The organism is Legionella steigerwaltii (assembly GCF_001468065.1).
GTDB classification, from domain to species: domain Bacteria; phylum Pseudomonadota; class Gammaproteobacteria; order Legionellales; family Legionellaceae; genus Legionella; species Legionella steigerwaltii.
Genome location: NZ_LNYZ01000001.1, coordinates 119,723 through 142,307, shown reverse-complemented (window position 1 = coordinate 142,307; position 22,585 = coordinate 119,723). Strand labels below are relative to the sequence as shown.

Here is a 22,585-nt window from a genome sequence, read left to right as displayed (position 1 = left end):
TCCTTACGATGCGTAATTATTTAACATGCTAATTTAAAAATATCAATGGTGGCGATTATATATCCTTTCATTACCCTAGCCCTTCCTCTCGATTAAGTGGTATATTCTTAAAGAGTTTTCTGATACAGCAGGAACATTTTTGGTGGAAAAGGCACTGAGACTGCATGAAAAAACTAATCTACCTGATACTTCTCATTACCTGTTTTACATTATTTGCTAAAAGCAATGATTCAGTATCCATTACAATTTATGGAGTTTCTGGAAAAGTCGAAGCGAATGTTGAAAAGCGTTTGAATGAATTACAAAAATTAAAACCCCTTGCTCAATTCAGCCTAGACGAGTTAAGAGATCAAGTAATTCAGGCGGTTCAACCTTTTGGTTACTTTAAGGCAGACGCCAAACTACAAAGAGCTAATGCACGCCAATTGACTGTTGTCATCCATCCAGGCCCACAAATCATGATTTCGCGAATTAAAGTTGAGATTATCGGTGAAGGTTCACGCAACCCTATTCTGCGCGATACAGTCAAAAATGTACCGTTAGTACAAGGATCTCCACTTTTTACCGAACAATACGAGCAAACTAAATTAAAACTTCTTGATGCTGCGGAAACCCAAGGTTATATGCGTGCAGGCTTTAAAAAAAGTGAAATTTTAATTGATGAAGACAGTTATACAGCAGAAATCACATTAGTTCTTGACACAGGCCCTCTATATTATTTTGGGCAAATACAATTTAACCCTACGTACATCAATCCTAAGTTATTGCATCGTTTTGTTCCATTTCATCCTGGACAAGTCTATTCAGCTGATAAAATACTCCAGTTAAATAACGACTTATCAAATAGCGGTTATTTTAGTTCTGTACTTGTAAAACCCCAAATTACAGAAAACCCAACAGTGCCTGTAAAAATCTATACTGAGCCTGCATCCAAATACTCTTATACTCTGGGTGCAGGCTATGGAACGGATACGGGAGTTCGCGGTCGCGCTGCACTGCATGTAGTACCCGTCAATCGCCAAGGGCATAAATTCAATCTTATGGCCCAAGGTTCTTTTGTGCAAAATGCATTACAAGCCCAGTATGTTATTCCAGGTAAAAATCCTATTCAGGATCAATATACACTGACAGGCAATTTTTCGAATTTAAATTATAGTGCGGGATACAGTAACTCGTTTCTTATATCACTTGCACAACAACATCGAATAACCAATTACCAACGTACTTTATCCGTAAATACTCTTTATGAAGGATTTCATTACGCATTTCAGCAAAATACAAAACAATTTCTACTCTATCCTAAGGCAACTTTTACGTGGAGCAAAACTCAAGATTTACTCTTTTCACCCTCGGGATATAACGTCACGATTAATGGTCTTACTGCAAATCAAATCCTTTTATCTACCATAAATTTTGCCCAAGCTTCATTAGACTTGAAAGCTGCAATGCGAATTGAACCACTTCGTTTACGTCTTTACGGACATGCAATCCAAGGATTTACTGCGATCAATAATATTAACCAGCAGCCTTTATCACTTGCATTACTTTTAGGAGGAACGGATAATTTAAAAGCATTTAGTTTTAATTCAATTGGTCCTAGTAGAATAATAAGTTATGCTGGTTTTGAAATTCAAAAAGAAACCAAAAAAAATTGGTACTTGATTGCATTTTATGATGCAGGAGCGATTTACAATCCAACTCCTCTTAAAAGTTATTATGATGCAGGCGGTGGTTTAATGTGGGTTTCACCTCTAGGTCCAATTAAAGTAGGATTAGCACAGGCAATTAATAATCGATGGCATCGTGACAGCAATGGTCCGCGTTTGGTGATTAGCATGGGGCCTGACTTATGAAGCGATTCCTGGTAAAGACCCTCCGAGTTTTAGTTAAAATACTTTATATTAGCTGTTTATTTCTCATTTTATTGGGTGGAGTGGGTTTATTTTTATTAGAAACAAAACCAGGTTTACGTACTCTTATTCAATTCGGTCATTTATACCTACCAGGCACTATTAAAATTCGACAAATTGAGGGCAGCTTATTCAATCACTTTGTCTTGAGTGGACTTGAGTATCAGAATAAATCGCTTAAACTAAACATAGAACAACTAGACATCCAATGGCATCCCCATCCTTTGCGAGAGAGTCAATTAGTCACTGCAAAATGGCATGGCATGCAGTGGAAAATAGCACAAAATAAAATCATGGTCAGTGAAAAAGGAACGATCACTGCTACCGGTGTCTTACCCCATATGCAAATCAATTTACACTCGCAAGCAACCACTGAACCAGAAGATCATTGGTTGATGGATGCAAAAATTCGTGGGACTTTGCCATGGGAGTGGACATTTGATGCGAATCTGACGCAACCTAAAAATATACCGTCTCAGCACGCTGGTTTATACACCAGTTTATCTGCCAAAGGTGAGATCACCGCTAAAAATCAGGGAAATTTACTGCTCACGATACATCCAGGTTTTTACCAGATACCTAATAATGACACCATACCTTGTCTCCAATTTAAAGGCGGCTCTCTAAAAGTTATCCTTTCACCGGACAAACTTAAAGGTTCTGGCATTTTGGCCATTGATGAATATAAAAATTTAAACCTGGAGTTTAAACTACCAAAATTCGCTCTTGATACTGGCTTAAAAGGTAATCAACCAATAAGTAGTGAATTATCACTGAAAATAAACTCTTTAGACTTTTTACAAAAAATCAGTCCGGAAATTAATAAGCTCAAAGGACAATTAGTTGCCTCATTAAAAGTAAGCGGTACAGTGAATAAAAGAAAAATCGAAAGCCAACTTCTGCTCAGTAAAACCAGTCTATCCTTACCCAAACTAGGGCTTAATCTTGATGCGCTTGAGATAAATGTCCAAGGCAAAGAACGTGCTTGGGAAGCAACAGGCTCTGCAGTATCTTCGGGCCATCATTTATCACTTACCGGAAAAGGAAATTTAAGCTCCCGATTTACAGGTGATTTCATCCTGGAAGGAAATGATTTTCCATTAGTCCAAACAAGCGAATACAAAATCCATATTTCACCCAAACTCAATCTTCATGTAACACCAACGACCCAAACTCTTTCGGGTACTGTTTTAGTTCCTTATGCTGAAATCAAACCGCGCACATTCCATAACAGCCTTTCTTTACCTGATGACGTGGTTTATAAACGCAAAGAAAAACCATCACCTTCCTTTACCCTGATTAACAACATGGATATTGATCTTGAAATGGGGAAAGAAGTGGCAGTCAATGTAAAAGGGTTAAAAGGACATTTGGAGGGAATACTGCATCTAAAAAGATCACAACAGAGCTCAATCAATGCATATGGGGAATTATCAGTTAGAGACGGTACTTATAAAGCCTATGGGCAAGATTTAGCAATACAACAGGGCCAGCTCATTTTTACTCGCGGACCTATTTCTAATCCAGTTATTAATGTTCGTGCTGCAAAAAAAATTAGTACTTCACCTACTACTTTTGAAAGTTCAAGCCAACTTTTAGATTTTAACAGCACTAATCTTCAAAATATTAATTATGGGGAAACCATGATTTTAGGAGTAGAAGTAAGCGGCCGGTTAACGCGTCCTAAAATTCAATTATTTTCTGAGCCTGCTGTTCTTTCACAAGCAGATATTCTTTCCATGCTTGTTCTAAGGCGTCCAGCAAACCAGGCAAATAAGGCTGGAGGACAATTACTTCTAGCAGCGATATCTTCTATGAACCTGGGAAGCACCACAAATAGTCTCCAACTTTTGGAGCAACTCAAACAAACCGCAGGCATTGATTTTAATGTACAAACCAATACGAACTACAATCAAATCACTAATACTTCAAGTGACACCACTTCCTTTGTGGTAGGAAAATCGCTCTCAAAACGCCTTTATTTAAGCTATAACATTGGCCTCTCACAAACAGATACGAATATGTTGACACTCAGATATTTACTCAACAGATTTTTTAGTATTCAAATAAGCAACAGCGATACCAGTAGTGCAATCGATTTTTTGTATACCTCGAATAAAAAAATTAAAAAAAGAAAACAATAAAATGTAGATCTGAGAACTTTGTAGCCTGGGTGCAGCGAAGCGTAACCCGGGGTTTATTAGCATGAATTTTAATCCCGGGTTACGCTTCGCTGCACCCAGGCTACAGTCATTGTGTTAAAATATCTCGGATTAAGATTTGAGCTTTTTAAAACTAATAACAGGATTAATTCCATGACCGATTACAATATACCCTTAAGGTTGACTCGTTTAAGAAGTAGTGCGATGTCTCGTGCTTTAGTTAAAGAAACGCGCTTGCATCCTCAGCAATTTATCGCTCCATTATTTATTAGCGAATTACTAAATAAGCCTCAAGAAATAAGTGCAATGCCTGGTCAATTTCAATTAAGCCTCGATTGCATTCCAAAGGAAATTGAATTACTTGGTTCTTTGGGTATACCAGCGGTCCTTCTGTTTGGTATTCCCAAGCATAAAGATGCATATGGTAGCGAATCATTTAATCATGAAGGAATTATTCAAAAAGCGATAAAGAAAATTCGTACTGTGAATAAAGACATCTTAATTATTACTGATCTTTGTTTTTGTGAATATACTGATCATGGACATTGTGGTGTACTCAATGGCGAATGTATTGATACCGATAAGACATTGACTTTTCTTGCAAAACAAGCGGTAAGTCATGCAAAAGCTGGTGCTGATTGGGTAGCTCCTAGCGGCATGACGGATGGAATGGTAAGTGCGATTCGCGAAGCATTGGATGCCCAAGGATATCAGCATATCCCTATCTTAAGTTACAGCGCAAAATATTGCTCTTGCTTGTATGGACCTTTTAGAGAGGCAGCACAAGGCGCACCAAAATTCGGTAATCGTAAGGCCTATCAAATGGATCCGGCTAATAGTGCTGAAGCCCTAAGAGAAACAGCGTTAGACCTTGAGGAAGGAGCTGATATGATGATGGTTAAACCTGCCGGATTTTACCTGGATGTTATCGCAAGACTAAAACAACATTTTCCTGAAGTGCCCCTTTGTGCTTATCAGGTAAGTGGTGAATATTCAATGATTAAAATAGCCGCTCAAAACAAACTCATCAATGAAGAACACGCCATAATAGAAAGTTTAACGGCTATAAAACGTGCAGGTGCAGATTTTATTATTTCTTACTTTGCCAAGGATATCGCACGCTTATTAAGTCAGAATAAATCATCTTAGTGTTGGTAAGTCATTATTGCCTAAGACTAATGATGATAGACACTAAGCTATTTTACTATATACTCTTTGGTGCGTTTTAAAGATGTAGAAAAGCCGATTGGTTTAGAGCAGTACATTTTCTGTAGACTTATTGAGGGATGATACCTCTGACCAATCATTTATAATTAAACGGAGAAAAAGATATAATGAATTTAATATTTAAAGGTTTTTCAGCAGTTGCTTTAAGTTTAAGTGCTATAACAGCTTTTGCTAGTCCAGCTTATTTAATTACCCATAACAAAACTCCTGAAGAATCAAACGCTTATATAGCAGGCGTACCTTCCGCTTACCCAACTGCAGCTAATTCAACACAAAAAGTTTATTGGAATCTCGTAAAATTAGCCTGCTATGGACATACAACGGGCAAGCAATGCGCAGCAGTAATTAAAATGGCCACTAATACTGCTAATCCCATAGAAGTCGGTGAGGTTCATATGGATCTTGATACTGGTGATATCACCCCAAAATCTCTATCAAAGAACGGATATACTCTGACTGTAAACGGAGCGGGTGAAGCGACCATTGAGAAAAGATAATTTTTCCATAGATACGCTAGGAGGCGAATTCCGCCTCCATTCCTCCATCAAACTCATCAAGCATCCATACATTAGAAAGCACAAGGCTAAAGACCTTCCACAACCCATATATGCTTAAACAGATAAAATAAAAAAGCCACTTTAAGTGGCTTTTTACCGATTCAATATATTTTGATGCTTATTTTGTTGGCACTTCAGGAATCTTATCAATAATCCATGTCAATTGAGCACCTACTAGATCAGCCGCAAAATGACCGTCATTAATATCTACACTGTACGTAGAAGTTTGTGACAACACCTGAAGCGTATCAACATCCGGCTTAGCTCCAGCAAACAAGTGAGTATACCCTACATCAATACCAACATTGGGTCGCCATTGATAATGAGCACCCACAGCAATTGCCCAACGATCAACGTCTGGTAAACGAACATTTCTAAATGCATCCGGTGTTGGAGTCTGATCATAACCACCACCTACACGAAACATTAATTTTGGATTCACACGATAATTGGCACCAAGAGCAACACGCCAAGAATCATGGTAGTCTTGTATTACATTAGTATTAATATTTGCTTGAGTCACGTTAAAAAATGGTGGTGCCCCGATATTGGGAACAGCAACATTATTCAATTGGATGTCGTTAAAGACACCCCAGCCTGTCCAGACAACCGATCCTAATAAAGCCAGCCGCTCATTGATGTCTTGATAAGCACTTAATGTAAGGACATCTGGAAATTCTTGTGGGTTGCTAAATAAATCATTATTTGTTCGAGATGCTGAAGGCGGTAATATTGGGAAAACCAACTCAAAATTATTATTAGCCAATATCCCAGATAAACGGCTATGTCCATAGAAAACATGACGCACTCGCGATTGGTAATTAAGACCTATGCGTGTGTGATTGTCATTAAACATTCCCATCACCCCAACATGAAATCCAACGCCCCAAGATGAAGCTTTGTTATAACTTAAAGTGTCAACTGAAGCAGGATCCTCATCAAGAAGCAGGAAAAGAGTCGGTGCACCAATCATTTGATTGAATTTAGCACGAGCCCATTGCAGATCAAGACCTGCTCCTAATGCAAAATGTTCCGTGAGTCGAGTACCTAATTCAGGCGAAATATTAGTAGTTAAAATTTCGGTGTACGTCGCTGAATAGCGTACTGGAGAATCAGGAGCCCAATCCGTAGCTAATCCAAATGGAGCAGTAACACTTAAACCGAACGTAGTACGCTCACCTAAAGGCAAAGCATAATGAAATGAAGGAACAAACGCATTATAACTACCATCTACACCTTCAAAATTTTGTTCGTATTGAACAACTGGAGGAAAAGGTGGAGGAAGACCCGTAGTTGTAGTAAATGCGCTCGAGCCATCCATTTTCAGAGTAGGAAATATGCCAATACCACCCAAAACTACTTGCTGCTCACGAAGTAAAGCTAAACCAGCAGGGTTATACCAACCTGTTGATGCGTCGGCTGCTTCTGCTGCAGAACCAGCGGCATAGTTACCCACTGTATATCCGGCGCTTTCTCCATATAGAGAGAATCCAGCTGCATGAACTCCACCAGCAGCTAGAACACTAATAACAGCAGCGTTAACTAGTGTTCTTAAAGGTTTGTGCATATTTTTCACTCCTTATTACTCCTTAAAAAACATAATCCAAAATTTGAATAAAATACGTCCGCTAAACAGCGAGTGTACCCTGTTTTCAAATCATTAGAAACACCTTCAAAATACCTTTTTCTTATTTAGATTCAATAAGTAATGAATATTAATCCATAGTGATATAATTAAATCCATCATGGTTAATTAATGAATAATATCGTCGTGCAATTCTTAATTAGTGCTCTAGAGACTTGTGCTTCTCCTCCCCTCCATGGTAATGTGTATTAATTTTGAGCGGAAATGAATCATGCAGCAAATAGTCACTAAATTTGGTGGTACCAGTGTTTCAACTCGCAACACGTGGAATAATATTTTTTCCATTACTAAAAAGCATATAAGTTCTGGAGTACAACCGGTTATTGTCTGCTCTGCACTGACGCAAATTTCTAACAAACTTGAGAAAGCCATCGAGGCTGCTTTAATCAATGAACATCAGAGTATTTTGACTGATATTCGTAATGGACATCTCAATCTTGCAGAGCAACTTGAAGTTGATCCGGAGTTAATTGCCAAAGATTTGCTTCAATTAGAACAATGGCTCACTGGTATTGCTTTATTAAAGCAAGCTCCCGCAAAAACTCATGCGGAAATTTTGAGTATGGGCGAACTGATGATGACTCGCCTAGGCCATGCTTTTCTCGAAAAACAAGGAATTCATTGCAAATGGTATGATGCGCGTGAACTCTTAATCAGTACACCTTTTCCTGATGGAGGGGCTACGAATTATTTATCAGCGCGTTGTGAGAGTGAATACGCTCCCGAATTAGTTGAAAAATTTATCTCCAGCGGCGCCCAAGCCATCATTACTCAAGGTTTTTTTGCTGCAAATCCGCAAGGAGAAACCGTTTTGCTAGGACGAGGAGGCTCAGATACTTCAGCTGCCCTGCTCGCCGGTAAACTCCAAGCTGCAGCTTGTGAAATTTGGACTGATGTTCCAGGAATTTATACAGCCAATCCTCATCAACTGCCACAAGCACGTTTATTGAAGAAATTAAACTACGATGAAGCGCAGGAAATTGCGACAATGGGCGCTAAAGTATTGCACCCCAATTGCATCCCCCCTGTTCGTCGTGCCAATATTCCAATGTCCGTCAAATTTACACAAATGCCGGAACATTCAGGAACACTCATTACTAAAGATATTGATGAAACAGCACCACTCATTAAATCCATTCAGATTAAAAACAGTATCCTCTTAATCTCTATAGATACCTTACACATGTGGCAACAAGTTGGATTTTTATCTGATGTATTTACCGCCTTTAAACATCATGGTTTTTCTGTAGACTTACTCTCCTCTTCTGAGTTTAACGTTACTTTATCGCTCGATATCAACAGTAAAATACATGACCGACCAGCAATTAATGCTTTATTAGCGGAATTAAATCAATTTGGTCGAGCAAAACTCATTGAACCCTGTAGTGCAGTAAGTCTCGTTGGTCATCACATTAGAACAGTTTTGCCACAGCTTGGCCCAGCTTTAGAAGTGTTTGAAGCCAAACAAGTCTATTTAATGTCACTTGCATCCAATGATTTGAACCTCACATTTGTTGTTGATGAATCCCAAGCAAATCAATTATGCCAAAAGCTGCATCATTTGCTCATAGAAAACAACCCTCAAATTTTTTATTATTCAAAAAGCTGGCATGAAGAATTCGGAAAACCGACTGTTCGCAGTATTCCGTGGTGGGAAAAAGAGCGAGATCGTTTATTAACCATTGCCTCGCTCAATTCGCCTTGCTATGTTTATCATAGCCAAACCCAAGCGGCCAGAGCCAAGCAGCTACTGGCTTTAAAATCGATTGATACCTTGTTTTATGCGATTAAAGCCAATCCCCATCCATCGATTTTAAAAACAATGGAAAAAGAGGGCATCGGTTTTGAATGTGTTTCGATTCAAGAACTAGATAGAGTGCTAGAGCTTTTCCCTAACATAGACCGCAAGCGAATTCTGTTTACCCCCAATTTTGCACCAAAAACTGAATATGAGTATGCACTTAATATTGGTTGTTATGTCACCATAGATAGCTTATATCCTTTGGAGCATTGGCCTGAATTATTTAAAAAACGTGAAGTCATCATCCGTATTGATCCAGGCACGGGTGCTGGTCATCATAAGCATGTTTCCACAGGGGGAAATGAGTCAAAATTTGGCATTACGCAAAATGACATGGACCAAGTTGTTGCATTAACCAAAAAATATAATATCCAGGTAGTAGGTTTACATGCACATTCAGGCAGTGGCATTCTTACCCCAGAATTGTGGCAACAAACCGCTTTAATGCTCGCATCGTTAACAGAGCAATTTCCACATGTTCAATCCATTAATCTAGGCGGCGGATTAGGCATAGTAGAAAAACCAGGACAACAACCATTGGATTTTGCAAATTTGGATGCCTTGTTAATGGCAGTAAAATCACGTTATCCACACATTAAAATTTGGCTTGAGCCTGGACGATTTTTTGTGGCAGAAAGTGGGGTAATTCTTGCCAAAGTGACTCAATGCAAAGAAAAAGGTAAGGTAAAATTCGTAGGCATCGAAACCGGTATGAATTCTCTAATTCGACCTTCTTTATATGGCGCATACCATGAAATTGTGAACTTAAGCAGATTGCATGAAGAAAAAGCAGGATTTTCCCATATCGTAGGTCCAATCTGTGAGTCAGGTGACACGCTCGGCTATGATCGATTATTACCGGTAACAGAAGAAGGCGATGTGTTATTAATCGCCAACACTGGAGCTTACGGTCGTTGCATGAGTTCTCATTACAATTTGCGCCCACCGGCACAAGAAATCGTTATTGAATAAATCTTCCTTTCTTTAGGTTGGGCCAAGGCCCAACCTAAAGAAAGGAAGTGCCCACCGTTCTAATAAAAATAAAAACATACAGGGATAAAAAACAATGCTAGTCGACAGTGATCAACGAAGCCAAGCCACAGATCCTTCCTTATCATTTATCGTACAGGCTCCAGCAGGCTCAGGTAAAACTGAAATTCTCACTCAGCGTTATTTGAGACTATTAAGCACGGTCACTGCCCCAGAACAAATTATTGCATTAACATTCACACGTAAAGCCGCAAGTGAAATGCGTGAACGCATTGTGCTTGCTTTGCAACAGGCAACACATAAAAAAAAAGCCGATACACCACACCAACAAATGACACTTGCTTTTGCTTGTGAAGCACTTCAGCGTGATGCCCTCTTCCAATGGAATTTATTACAACAACCGAATCGATTAAAAGTCATTACAATTGACTCTTTATGCCAAGGCATAAATCAGGCAATTCCTCTGTTGGAAAAACAAATTGCTTATTCACAAATTACAGAAAAGGTTAATAGTCATTATTTAAATGCAGGACGACGCTGCATTCAATTTGCTTTAGCGACACCAGAATACCAAAACGCAATAAAAACACTCTTGCTGCATGTAGATAATCGCCAAGATCGGTTACTCGAACTCTTTACCACACTGCTGTCTCAAAGAGATCAGTGGTTAGCTCCTCTATTTCAGGCACGAGCCCAAGAAAAATCAACTTTTGAACGTGCACTCCAACTTATAGAACAACACGAGTTAACGCGATTCAAGCAAAGCCTCCCCACAAATGTGGCTGAGGAGTTAACTCAATGTGCTCGTGAATTAGCGATTATAGAAAACAACCCCTGTTCACCACGATACCCACTCAAGGATTGGTATGACTTCCAACAGGCAAATCAAGAAATTGCAACTGCCTTAAGTAAACTATTACTTACAGGTGATGTGAGTTTCCGTAAAAGTTTTGATCATCATGTTGGTTTACATAGTACAGCCTGTTCTCCGGATGAATTTAAAAGGCTCAAAAATGCCAGCAAGGAATTACTCACCGAATTGAATGAATATCCTGATTTCCTTGAGGCATTAATTCAAGTCAGCAATTTACCTGCACCAGAATATGACCCTGAGCAATGGGAAGTCCTGCAAGCACTGTTTTTGTTGCTCCCTCTTCTTGTAGGCCATTTGCACGTTTTATTTAGCGAGCACAATGAGATTGATTTCACTGCCATATCTCAGCAAGCATTAAATGCGCTAGGTAATGAAGAAAATCCTACTGATTTAGCTTTATATTTAGATCATACCCTGCAACATATTCTGGTTGATGAATTTCAAGATACTTCGATTACTCAATTTGAACTCTTAACAAAACTCGTTCTTGGGTGGGAGAAAGGCGATGGGAGAACTCTTTTTATCGTTGGCGATCCCATGCAATCCATCTATCGTTTCAGGCAAGCAGAAGTAGGATTATTTTTTCGTGCTAAAGAACAAGGCGTAGGACCTGTTACACTCCAGCCTCTGGAGTTAAGCTGTAATTTTCGATCAACACAGACTGTTGTTGATTGGGTAAATAATCAGTTCACCCACATTTTCCCTAAACAAATTGATATAGAATCTGGGGCTGTTTCATTTCATCCTAGTATCAATGTCATTCAGAATGAAGAATGCAGTGCTGTTCATGCCATGCAATTTAACAGTCGGGAGCAGGAAGCAAAAAAACTCATAGAAATCATCCAACATGAGCTGCACACTTATCCTGATCAAACTATGGCCATATTAGTACGCTCTAGAACACAACTTAGTGAAATCATTCATCTTTTGCGCCAGCATCAAATCCCCTATCAAGGTACAGATATTACTTTATTAGCCAATCTAGGCCACTTACGTGATGTGTGGTCATTGACCCAAGCTTTATTGACCCCTGCAAATCGCCTCTCCTGGCTCGCAGTCCTTCGTAGCCCTTATTGTGGCTTGTCTTTAAGTGATATTCATACCATAGCCCAATTCAATAAAAAGAAATCAATTTACTTTGCTTTGCTCCATTTAAACAAGATCCAAGGGCTTAGTGAAGAAGGAAGAATTCGGGCTGATTATTTTATTCAAGTCATGCACAAATCGCTAACTCAAAGGTATGAAAGCCAACTTTCAGTCTGGGTGATCCAAACCTTAAAAGAATTGCATATGGATCATATTCTCAATGCCAGTCAACTCAATGACCTGGAACAGTTCTGGACCTTACTTGATCGTTATGAACAAGACGGCCGCATACCAGATATGAATGAATTTCTCTCAGAACTCAATAAACTCTATTCACAACAAGCAACCCCCTCACGTTTACACGTAATGACGATTCATAAATCTAAAGGATTAGAGTTTGATACTGTATTTTTACCTGGATTGGGTTCGCAACCCAATCGTGGTGATAATCCGATGATACGCTGGCTTAACTTACCTACTCAAAAACAAGGTAATTTGTTGCTGATGTCCCCCATACACGCAGCACATCAAGACCATTGTGCTTTATATGATTACTTAAGTCAGTTAGACGAAGTAAAAAACCGTTATGAAGCACAACGCTTACTGTATGTTGCTGTAACACGTGCAAAATCGCGTTTGTATTTAATGGATCATTCAGAAAAATCTTCTAAAACATCATTTCGAAATCTTCTAAAAAATGTAGAATTTATTACGGAAGAGCACTTATCCATTACTGAAGAAACAAACCTTTCTTTACCCAAACTCGGACGCTTACCCCTCGATTATTACCAAGATAAAGCATCTGAAACACTTGATTTCCGACCCAATACCAAGATGTCTTCTTCTTTAACAACTACTATTCCTCGACTCATAGGTATCGTAACCCATCAATTATTGCAATGGATCTGTGATAATCATCCTAAAACTCTAACTGAAGTCCCTTGGAATTTAGCCCGTTATGAATTACGGAAGTTAGGCTTCGATGAAACAATGCAGCATGATGCATTACTCAGTATGCAAGAACAAATCAAGCGGATGTTTGAGGATCAAACAGGATTATGGATCATGAGCAAACATCATCAGGAACAAAACGAATACGAATTATTGGTAGAACAACAAAATAGACCGATTACGCGGATTATTGATCGGACTTTTGAGGATCAAGACAAACGCTGGATTATCGACTTCAAAACTGGAAAAGAAGATGAAACTTCGGTGACAAGGCATAGGCAACAATTGAATGAATATGGTTCTTATTTATCAAAGCAAACTCCCCTATCTATCTATTGCGGAATTTATTACCTCTCTAGCAATCATTGGGTTTATTGGCAATATGAACCTTCCGAAATGCTCATCACATAGAGTCTTTTATCCTAGGGCCTGTTTACAATTCGCTAGATTGAGTAGAATTGTAAACAGACCCACCTCTGCGTTATCATTCCTTTTTTTCATTCAAGGCTAATCCATGACTACTGAAAATACTGTAATTCACTTGATGAATACTCTAAAAGATCCATTTCTGGGCCTTACAGGCAAAGAAATGAATTTACAATGTAGCCTTGAAAAAGACGATAATCAGTTGCTCGTCAATCTCACAGCGGGATTTCCGTGTAAATTACTTGAAGAAAATTACACCCCCCTATTACTTGCAGCGCTACAATCAGCATTTCCCGGCCAAGAGATAGCCATTCATATCAATCAATGGATTAAGCCTCACAGAACGCAACTCGTTGGTAAAGGCTTACGTGGCGTAAAAAATACTATTGCTGTAGCCTCTGGAAAAGGAGGAGTCGGGAAATCCACTATAACCGTTAACTTGGCAACTGCATTAGCTCGATTAGGTGCGCGAGTAGGCATTTTGGACGCAGACATCTATGGTCCAAGTATGCCGTTAATGCTCGGTAAAACTGAACCGGTACAAGTTAGCGGCGAACATTACCTTCCTGCAAAAGCACATGGAATAGAAAGTATGTCGATTGGCTATCTAACAAACAGTGAACAAGCAATAATCTGGCGAGGCCCTATGCTTGCCAAATCCTTAATCCAAATGTTAGATATTACCCTTTGGGATAACCTGGATTATTTATTCATAGATTTACCACCAGGGACGGGTGACATCCAACTCACTTTAGTACAAAAAATTCCATTGACTGCAGCCATCGTAGTGACTACCCCACAGAATGTGGCAACACTTGATGCACAAAAAGCAATAAATATGTTTTCTAAAACAGGCATTGATGTACTTGGTATTATAGAAAATATGTCCACCCATATTTGCAGCCAGTGTGGACATCAAGAAGCAATTTTTGGTACAGGTGGAGCCGAAACACTTTGCGCTACGCATCATACGACATTGCTCGGACAACTTCCTTTGGATGGACGTATAAGGCAAAACTGTGATGAGGGCTCTCCTACCGCAACTAAAGTTCGCGATGAGTTAACAGATACCTTAATTAAAACAGCGATGAGAAGCACGATTGAATTGACCAAAAAACCAATTAATTACGCAGACAAGTTTCCTAAAATTGTTGTTGAGTGAATTCTTCCAGAGGGGGTATACTTGCTAACTAATATAGGAGCATCGTAGCCTGGGTGCAGCAAAGCGGAACCCGGGATTTTATACCATTGTTTCCCCGGGTTCCGCTTTGCTGCACCCAGGCTACGATACTACGATTCTAAATAATAACAATAAAAATAAATGAGCCATGGAACGATTAATCATAGTAACAATAAGCATTCTGTATTCCTGCCTGGCTTTAGCCAAATCTCCCTATCAAATTGATTTAATTATATTTGCACATCCAAATCAAAACACAGGACTAGCTATCGATGCGCCACTTATTCCCATGGGTGCACATGCTATATCTTTGGCTCCGGATGCAGACAAATCAGGGAAGCCTTACCGGTTGTTATCTCCATCATTTTCCAGTTTGCGTGATGAGTATTACTTACTCACCCGTAAATCTCACTATCAGGTCCTGGCCCATTATTCGTGGAGACAACCAGCAAATAATCAAAGTAGTGTCGCTTTACCGGTAGTCGAGCATAATGGTTGGCAAATGCAAGGGACTTTAAATGTGAAGCAAGCGAGTTATTATTTTTTTGATGCAAAACTCCAAGTATCCCCCCCTAGTAATCCACAATCATCATTTACTATCTCACAAAAACAACGCCTTAAAGAGGATGTTGTTTATTATCTGGATAATGCTCAGATTGGTATGTTGGTTAAAATTCATAAATTGGGGTAAATAATTGTAGCCTGGGTGTAGCGAAACGGAACCCGGGTTTGGAAAAGTCATTATTTCTCCCGGGTTCCGTTTCGCTACACCCAGGCTACAATTTTTCTTTATCTGTTACCAGGAGGAAAAATCCGATCAAATACCGTTGCACCACCCTCCACGACATGTTGCATCGCAGTATCTACATCAGTAACTCTCGGATTAGTCTTGTTTGAAAAAAAGCCCCAAAATCCATTCCCTGCTTGCTTGCTCCTGCCTATCTCATGCAACCCAAATAACGCTGCGGCTGTCAGAGTTAATGAAGCAAATGGACCTAATCTGGCATAAAAAGGTGACATAAATAAATTTCCGAAACTGATGAGTGCACCAGTCTTTAGCGTTTTTTCGGGATTTACTTGATCTCTAGGCATACTACACTTCCTTGATAGATTATTTGAAAACTTACTCACTAACGGTGATGATTTTTATCGCTGGGCATAATTTCGTCAAATATGGCAGCGCCTCCAGTTGCAATGTTGGCAAGAGCATTATGAACTTCATTGCTCTTATCCCCCGTTTGGCCGCCAAAAAAGGTATTTAAACTATTTCCAGCATTTTGCAGAGGTCTTCTTTTTTTACCTATCTCATGCGCACCATATAAAAATGCTCCTGTCGCTACAATTGCTGCAGTCAAACCCAACTTTGCATCAACCCAATACAGTGGAGCTAAAACGGTATTTCCAAGTGCGACTAGCGCACCAGTCTTTCCAACATTATCAATATTTATTTTAGCTTGTGACATATCAATTCCTTATGATAATTATTTTTAATACAGACTATTTGAGCGCCAATAAAATTGCAAGCATAAATTTAATGCACCATAGTGAGTAATATGAAACCAGACACACAGTGAATTGAATTTGACCAATGCGTCTATTATAATTTCATATGACGAAATGGAACCATGAGCTCATAATGTCCCAACAGAACCGACTTCTTGATGCGCTCACTTTATGCCTCAAACAAAAGTCTAATAAGGATTTTAAATTAAATAAATCAGCTGCTTATGCCGGTCTTAACGATTTATATGAATACTTTGCCCTAGAAAATAAAACAGAGCAATTTTTTGAAGCATTGGAACAATTATGTTTGATACCTAATGATTATCTCATTGGCGATAATCCAATTTTAGATAATTTTATTATTCAACTGGAAAAAGTTTTTCATCCTCAAAAAAAGGAAAAACCAATTACCCGACCTACCCCATGGTGGGAAATTGAGCGCACTCATTTACTGAAACTTGCAGAGACTCACTCACCTTGCTATGTATACCACAGCCCAACACAAACCGCTCAAGCTCAAAAATTATTGGGCTTACAATCAATCAACGCCCTATTTTACGCGATCAAAGCCAATCCTCATCCATCAATTTTAAAAACATTGGAAAAAGAAGGCATTGGCTTTGAATGCGTTTCCATTCAAGAGTTAAAACACATAGATAATCTATTTCCTCACCTAGACAAAAAACGAATTTTATTTACCCCCAATTTTGCTCCAAGAATAGAATATGAAGCGGCGATGAACTTAGGATGCTACATGACCATAGATAATCTGTACCCATTAACGAATTGGCCTGAGTTATTTAAAAACCGTAATATCATCGTTCGTATCGACCCAGGTGTTGGCGCTGGTCATCACAAACATGTCATCACAGGAGGCAATGAATCAAAGTTTGGTATTGCCCAAAATGATATAGGGCAACTTAAGAGGTTGACCCGAGAAAATAATATCCATGTTATTGGTCTACATTCCCATTCAGGTAGTGGGATTCTGACTCCAGAACTTTGGGAACAAACCGCTTTAACACTGACATCACTCCTTAAGCAATTTCCTCAAACACAATTCATTAATTTAGGTGGGGGCTTAGGTGTCGTTGAAAAACCAGGGCAAAAGCCTTTAGATCTGGAGAAACTTGATTCAAGATTACTCGCAATCAAATCAAACTTCCCTAATTTACAATTCTGGATGGAGCCCGGACGTTTTTTTGTGGCAGAAAGTGGCATAATTTTGGCTAGAGTCACTCAATGTAAAGAAAAAGGTGAAGTACAATTTATAGGAATTGAAACGGGAATGAATTCATTAATTAGACCTTCTTTATATGGGGCTTATCATGAAATTGTCAACTTAAGTCAGTTGTATTCGGACAAATCAGGGACGTCACACATTGTCGGCCCGATTTGTGAATCAGGCGATACATTGGGATATGATCGCTTATTACCTATGACTCAAGAAAGAGACATCCTTTTAATTGCTAATACTGGAGCCTATGGTCATTGCATGAGTTCCTATTACAATTTAAGACCCCCTGCAAAAGAACTTATTTTAGAATAATGATTGATATTTCTACATTTTCCCACACTTTAAAAACTTTAAACCCACATTAATGATCAATTTTTACTCATTCTGAATTGAATTAAATTAAAATGCCCCTTATAATCGCAAAAATTAAAAGTAAACGAGGGTCTTACTATGCCAAACCAAGGCAAAATTATTAGTGCAGTTAACGTTTGCCTAAGGCAAAAGAAAAATATCGCTTTTATACTGAATAAAAAAGGAATTTGTGCCGCACTTGCTGCTTTATACATCAAATATACTCTAGAAAATAAAAGACCACAGTTTTTTGATTTACTCGACAAACTAGCGGCTCTACCTAGCACTTATCGGATCGGTGATAATCCGGCTATTGATAGTTTCATTATCAAAATCGAAAAAACATTCCAAGCTGATAAATACAGTAATTATGAAATCCAGCAAAGTGATATCGAAAAAGTCTTGAATATCGGAAATAAACCATTAAAAAATGAATTTAATTTTGGACTCACTACAGAGCAGTCGCACTGGGAAGAAATATTCAAGAAAATTGCCCGAGAGAATCGATCCTATCTCATTTTCAGTCATAACCATGGAATTGCATTATCTTTTGAAAATGGAAAATATGTCGTTTACGATCCAAATTACAATAGAAAAATAAAAGAGTTTGAGGCAATTGATGAGTTAGTCAAAGAAATTAAGGATTGCTTCGATTATAAAGATAATTCTTTTGGTCTCATTATTCGTACATTTGTTCATCCTAATGCAATCCCTGAGCATTACCCTTCTCATGAAGAATTACATAAAATTGCTTTCGCAGATCAGATCGATACACGTTCAAGTTTTTTTGCTGCTATGGCAGGAGATGTCGAGACACTCAAATACTTATTTGATCAAAATAAAATCGACTACGACAATTTATCAAAAGAGTATTTTCGTCCTGAGTTTAATGATCTTTTACTGAAAAAGCCTAAATCACCCCTTCTGAAAGAAGCAATTTTGAAAGGAATTATTCTCACTGTGTGTGTGGGGAATTACAAAGAGGCAGAAAAATTACTTGATCATTATCTCCAGACATACACTGCAACTGAGGAACAAAATGAATTAAAAGATCAACTGTGCCTCGTCTTTAGCAAACCAGTATCAGAATACTCGTTGTCAATGAAAAAAGAAACCGATCACAGTCATTTATTGAAGGTACTGGATCAATTAAATATTTCTCAAGAACCTAAATGTCAAACCGCTTATAATCACCTGCAATTCCTAACCTTTGTTAAGCAGGAAACACCATCTGTTCAAATAAATCAGTTTTTAAATAAGTTGTCCCCTGAACAAATCATAAAACAAATCCAGTATGCTGCCATCACCAACCAACATCATGTTTTAAATCTGTTAATTCCACATCTTGCAACAGCGAACATTGTTCCCCAATCATTCCCTTCCATTTTCAACAAAGAGATCGCCCAAAATATTGATGCGATGACGTTGAAAAAACTTCTTGAAACTGGTTTTGTTGTAGATACTCACGATCCGGATTTGCTTACCTTATGCATGGAGCGTAATGATACAACCATTTTTGAAACATATGCACGTGCGTGGGCAGAACAAGCAAATCAGCCAACACTTTGGAAAAACATTGATGAGAGTAAATATCATTTAATTGATTTAAACACACCCCTAGGTTCAACAACGCTACTCCATGCTCTGATTTTTCTGAGGAAAAATGAACATGTAAAAAATGCATGGAAAGATAATATTCCTGAGGAAACGATTAAAAGCGCGCTTACTCTCGCCATATTGAATGGCAATAAAGAAATGAGCCTGTTTCTTCAGGAAAAACTGAACGCTAAGAAAAGCCATCTTGAACCAGAAACCTTGGAGTTTCTCTATGTAAAAGGATTACAAGAAGAAGACCTATCTATTTTATCCACATTAGTTCAGTTAAATTACAATGTGCTGCGTAATACTCAGGATATACGTGCACTGTTTTCGTTGTGTTCTGATTATGATGATTACTCAATCATCGAAAAAAGTCTTGCAAAAGCAAGCCCTAAGATCAAACAGCTCACTTTAGAAAACAGTTTAAATTGGAATATTGCGCCAGTCATAACAGCATGCGCCGAACAAGAACCTCAACTTTTTAATGACTACCTCCTTAATTCAACCACAAACCTAGGAAAACTGGCGAAACTCAATAGAGTCGGGTCCAAGATTCCTCCAAGTACGCTTTCAATAGAAAAACTGGCGCCACAAGAACAAAAAAAACTAGTCAAAAACTGTTTCAAAAATAAACTTTCTTACCTGGCTAAATCATTATGTATTCAAGCAACCTGGGAAGAAGCAGAACTTGAAGAATTCATTAATGAGTTAATTCTGGATAAACATGAAAATGGGCTCAAGTTACTGCTGCAACTCTTTCCCAAGTTAAAGGAAAATCCGAAACTTATTCCCCTGCTGGCACAAAATCACATGTTAATACCGCTGGATTTTTTACTGGAAAAAGAAACTGTTGTGATTGATCCCGAATTAACGGAACAAATTTTTACTTCTGCCTTGGCCAATAACAGTAAAAACGTAGTCGCCCGTTTTTTGAATCAAGGGAGAGTAACGCCAAAAACTCAATTAAAACAACCTCTTTTAGAATTAATTAAAGATGCTATAAAAAAAGGCAATGACTCTATTTTAGAACCCTTTATTGAATCCAAACTTGATTTCGGAATTGATTTTAAAGAATTATTTCTTTTTAGTTGCGAACAAAAACAAGAAAAAATCGCCAACCAGCTGCTTGCGCGAGAAATTACCCTCAACTCTAGTGAACGACACTATGCCATTCAGCAATTATTTGGCGATCAAACCGCCTCTGCTCTGTTTGATAAAGTCTATGCTCAAGGGTACGGAAGGCTTTATCAATTGTTATTAAGAGCCAACGTACAAAATCCTAGAGCATCCCTACTGAGTTCAATTAAAAATCCGGAGAACGATCCTGCATTCCAAAATACAGACTTGTATTCAAGTTCGCAGTATTTAACTCCTTTAAAACGCGCCGTAAAAGATAAAAATGAAGCCATATTTAAAACCTTATTTACTCAAAGTGACCTTCCAGGTGATCCCGATAAAAGCATTCTAGACTTTTTAAAAGATCCAGTTCTTTTTGCAAGTGTCTTCCCCTTATTTGAAGAAAAATACGGCCTAAAAAAATTATTGGTTGAAGCGCTAAAACAAAAAGAATGGGCTACTTTAGCCAATCTTATTGAAAAGAAAAAATTGGAAGATTTAGATGTAGAGTTACAACAGCCTCTCCAAAAACATGGTATAGACATCGTCAAAGCTTATGTGGAAAATCTCAAGGCTCATTATGATAAAACCGACGTTCGACCGCAGCTGTTTAAACTGCTGGAAAGCACAAATCCTTATATTCTTGCTCAATTGGCAATTCCATATCGAGAAAATATTCAAAAAACGCTCGAAGAAATTGAACTTAATATGCTGCAAAAGCAACTTGATTTAAATAATCAAATTTACCGTCATACCTTTAATTCTTTGCCATTTAAGATAGCGCTTGAGCAACTCAGTAAGATATTCGAAGAATGTCTAAAGACGATTCAAGAGAAGAACATTGATCTTGATAAAGCCATTGAACACCTTGAACTAGTGAATCATTTGGCCCAAATAAAACTCATCATGGCTGGGCAAGATATTTCTCCCCATTATCTGGAGGAAAACCATTATGATCTCTTAGAGAAATTAATAGAAAACCCTCGATTTAAAGAAGTTTGCCAATTGGAATTCAAACTTTATTGCTGGCTCAGACAATTTAAAAAACCGCTTTCGGAACAAAGTGAGGAGACTAAAAAAGAATTCAATGAAACAGTTCGGTCTCTCCAGGAAGCTTTAGTGCAAACAGACTTGCCTAAGAATTTTGTTTTACCGGAAATTCTGCCGTATTTAAGCCCGCCTCAATCAGTAAAAGAAGAAGAAACTTTACCTTCTACAGATGCTGCAAGATCTAGTTTAGATAATGCAGTTGAAACGATACCGGCATCACAAAAAAATGGAGGGCTTGCTCCTAAATCAGATAGTACAAAATCTGATTTAAATGCTTTGAAAACACAATGTACTGAGGCCTTAGATTACTATCTGAAACATCGGGAGGAAAATTTAAGTTATTTTTCCTATTTTTTTGATTATTATCGTGGACAAACTCGCGCCCAACATTATAAACATTTAATTCAATCGGCTCAAACCGAACAAGAATTGTATCTTTTAGAATATGCTATTTTAGCGAATAGTGATGGGACACAATTAAAGAAAGATATGGCATTACAATTGAAATACACAGATGAGGTGAACGCTGAAGAAGCACTCAGAAAAAAAATTCAAAAATCATATTCCTTTACAAAGGACGATTTAACTCAATTGGATAATTTGATTGATTCGATCAATCAAAAAATTAATGCAGATGATCGAACCGATACAGAAAGCTTGTTTGAGGATGAATTGAGCTATTTAGGACAAGTACGTAAGCACCAAAGTTCTTTGCAGTCTCTTTCTTTTTTTCAACCTAAAAAACACGATCCATTCACTCAATTCTTACAATGGATTGCAAGCTGGGTCAGTAGTGATAATGTCTCTACTGAGGGAAACGGAGTGTCCTTATAGAATTCATGTAGCCTGGGTGCAGCGCAGCGGAACCCGGGGAGATTTGTGGGTAGGAAACCCCGGGTTCCGCTGCGCTGCACCCAGGC

At 38.3% G+C, this 22,585-nt stretch carries 12 protein-coding genes and 1 pseudogene; 10 read left to right on the top strand and 3 right to left on the bottom strand.

Annotation, left to right across the window (positions count from 1 at the left end; translation table 11 throughout):
* The first annotated feature begins 164 nt into the window (after window positions 1-164).
* From Lstg_RS00585 to Lstg_RS00570, 4 genes are all read left to right on the top strand, one after another.
* The gene (locus Lstg_RS00585; RefSeq protein WP_058475723.1) at window positions 165-1,853 is read left to right on the top strand and encodes an autotransporter assembly complex protein TamA; all 1,689 of its coding nucleotides are present in this window, start codon (window positions 165-167) and stop codon (window positions 1,851-1,853) included.
* Window positions 1,850-4,054 carry a translocation/assembly module TamB domain-containing protein gene (locus Lstg_RS00580; protein WP_058475722.1) on the top strand — a complete coding sequence of 735 codons (2,205 nt, stop codon included), beginning with the start codon at window positions 1,850-1,852 and terminating at the stop codon, window positions 4,052-4,054. Before Lstg_RS00585 ends, Lstg_RS00580 begins: the two co-directional genes overlap by 4 nt.
* 171 nt (window positions 4,055-4,225) lie before the next feature.
* Complete coding sequence (hemB, locus tag Lstg_RS00575; RefSeq protein WP_058475721.1) at window positions 4,226-5,221, top strand: porphobilinogen synthase; 996 nt, start codon at window positions 4,226-4,228, stop codon at window positions 5,219-5,221.
* A gap of 185 nt (window positions 5,222-5,406) precedes the next feature.
* Window positions 5,407-5,796, top strand: a complete 390-nt coding sequence (locus tag Lstg_RS00570; RefSeq protein WP_058475720.1) for a hypothetical protein — start codon at window positions 5,407-5,409, stop codon at window positions 5,794-5,796.
* Window positions 5,797-5,974: 178 nt separating this feature from the next.
* On the opposite strand, the gene Lstg_RS00565 is transcribed toward Lstg_RS00570, so the two are convergent.
* Window positions 5,975-7,432, bottom strand: a complete 1,458-nt coding sequence (locus tag Lstg_RS00565) for an OmpP1/FadL family transporter (RefSeq protein ID WP_058475719.1) — start codon at window positions 7,430-7,432, stop codon at window positions 5,975-5,977.
* Between the two features lie 280 nt (window positions 7,433-7,712).
* Between Lstg_RS00565 and Lstg_RS00560 the strand changes: the two genes are divergently transcribed.
* From Lstg_RS00560 to Lstg_RS00545, 4 genes are all read left to right on the top strand, one after another.
* The gene (locus Lstg_RS00560) at window positions 7,713-10,274 is read left to right on the top strand and encodes a bifunctional aspartate kinase/diaminopimelate decarboxylase (RefSeq protein ID WP_058475718.1); all 2,562 of its coding nucleotides are present in this window, start codon (window positions 7,713-7,715) and stop codon (window positions 10,272-10,274) included.
* 94 nt (window positions 10,275-10,368) lie between these two features.
* The gene (locus Lstg_RS00555) at window positions 10,369-13,614 is read left to right on the top strand and encodes a UvrD-helicase domain-containing protein (protein WP_058475717.1); all 3,246 of its coding nucleotides are present in this window, start codon (window positions 10,369-10,371) and stop codon (window positions 13,612-13,614) included.
* Window positions 13,615-13,717: 103 nt separating this feature from the next.
* Window positions 13,718-14,791, top strand: coding sequence for an iron-sulfur cluster carrier protein ApbC (gene apbC / locus Lstg_RS00550; protein WP_058475716.1), 1,074 nt, complete (start codon window positions 13,718-13,720; stop codon window positions 14,789-14,791).
* Between the two features lie 166 nt (window positions 14,792-14,957).
* Entirely contained in the window at window positions 14,958-15,500 is a 543-nt protein-coding gene (locus tag Lstg_RS00545; protein WP_058475715.1) for a CsiV family protein, read from the top strand.
* Window positions 15,501-15,598: 98 nt separating this feature from the next.
* Here Lstg_RS00545 and Lstg_RS00540 read toward each other — a convergent pair whose 3' ends face one another.
* Both Lstg_RS00540 and Lstg_RS00535 read right to left on the bottom strand, forming a co-directional pair.
* On the bottom strand, window positions 15,599-15,901 hold the full coding sequence (locus tag Lstg_RS00540) for a hypothetical protein (RefSeq protein ID WP_058475714.1): 303 nt from the start codon (window positions 15,899-15,901) through the stop codon (window positions 15,599-15,601).
* 38 nt (window positions 15,902-15,939) lie between these two features.
* A complete protein-coding gene (locus Lstg_RS00535; RefSeq protein ID WP_058475713.1) occupies window positions 15,940-16,272 on the bottom strand; it encodes a hypothetical protein in 333 nt (110 codons plus the stop codon).
* Window positions 16,273-16,607: 335 nt separating this feature from the next.
* Between Lstg_RS00535 and lysA the strand changes: the two are divergent.
* Window positions 16,608-17,861 (top strand): annotated as a pseudogene (gene lysA / locus Lstg_RS00530) (diaminopimelate decarboxylase); the annotation flags it as partial.
* A gap of 138 nt (window positions 17,862-17,999) precedes the next feature.
* Window positions 18,000-22,499, top strand: a complete 4,500-nt coding sequence (locus Lstg_RS00525) for a hypothetical protein (protein ID WP_058475712.1) — start codon at window positions 18,000-18,002, stop codon at window positions 22,497-22,499.
* Window positions 22,500-22,585: the final 86 nt, after the last annotated feature.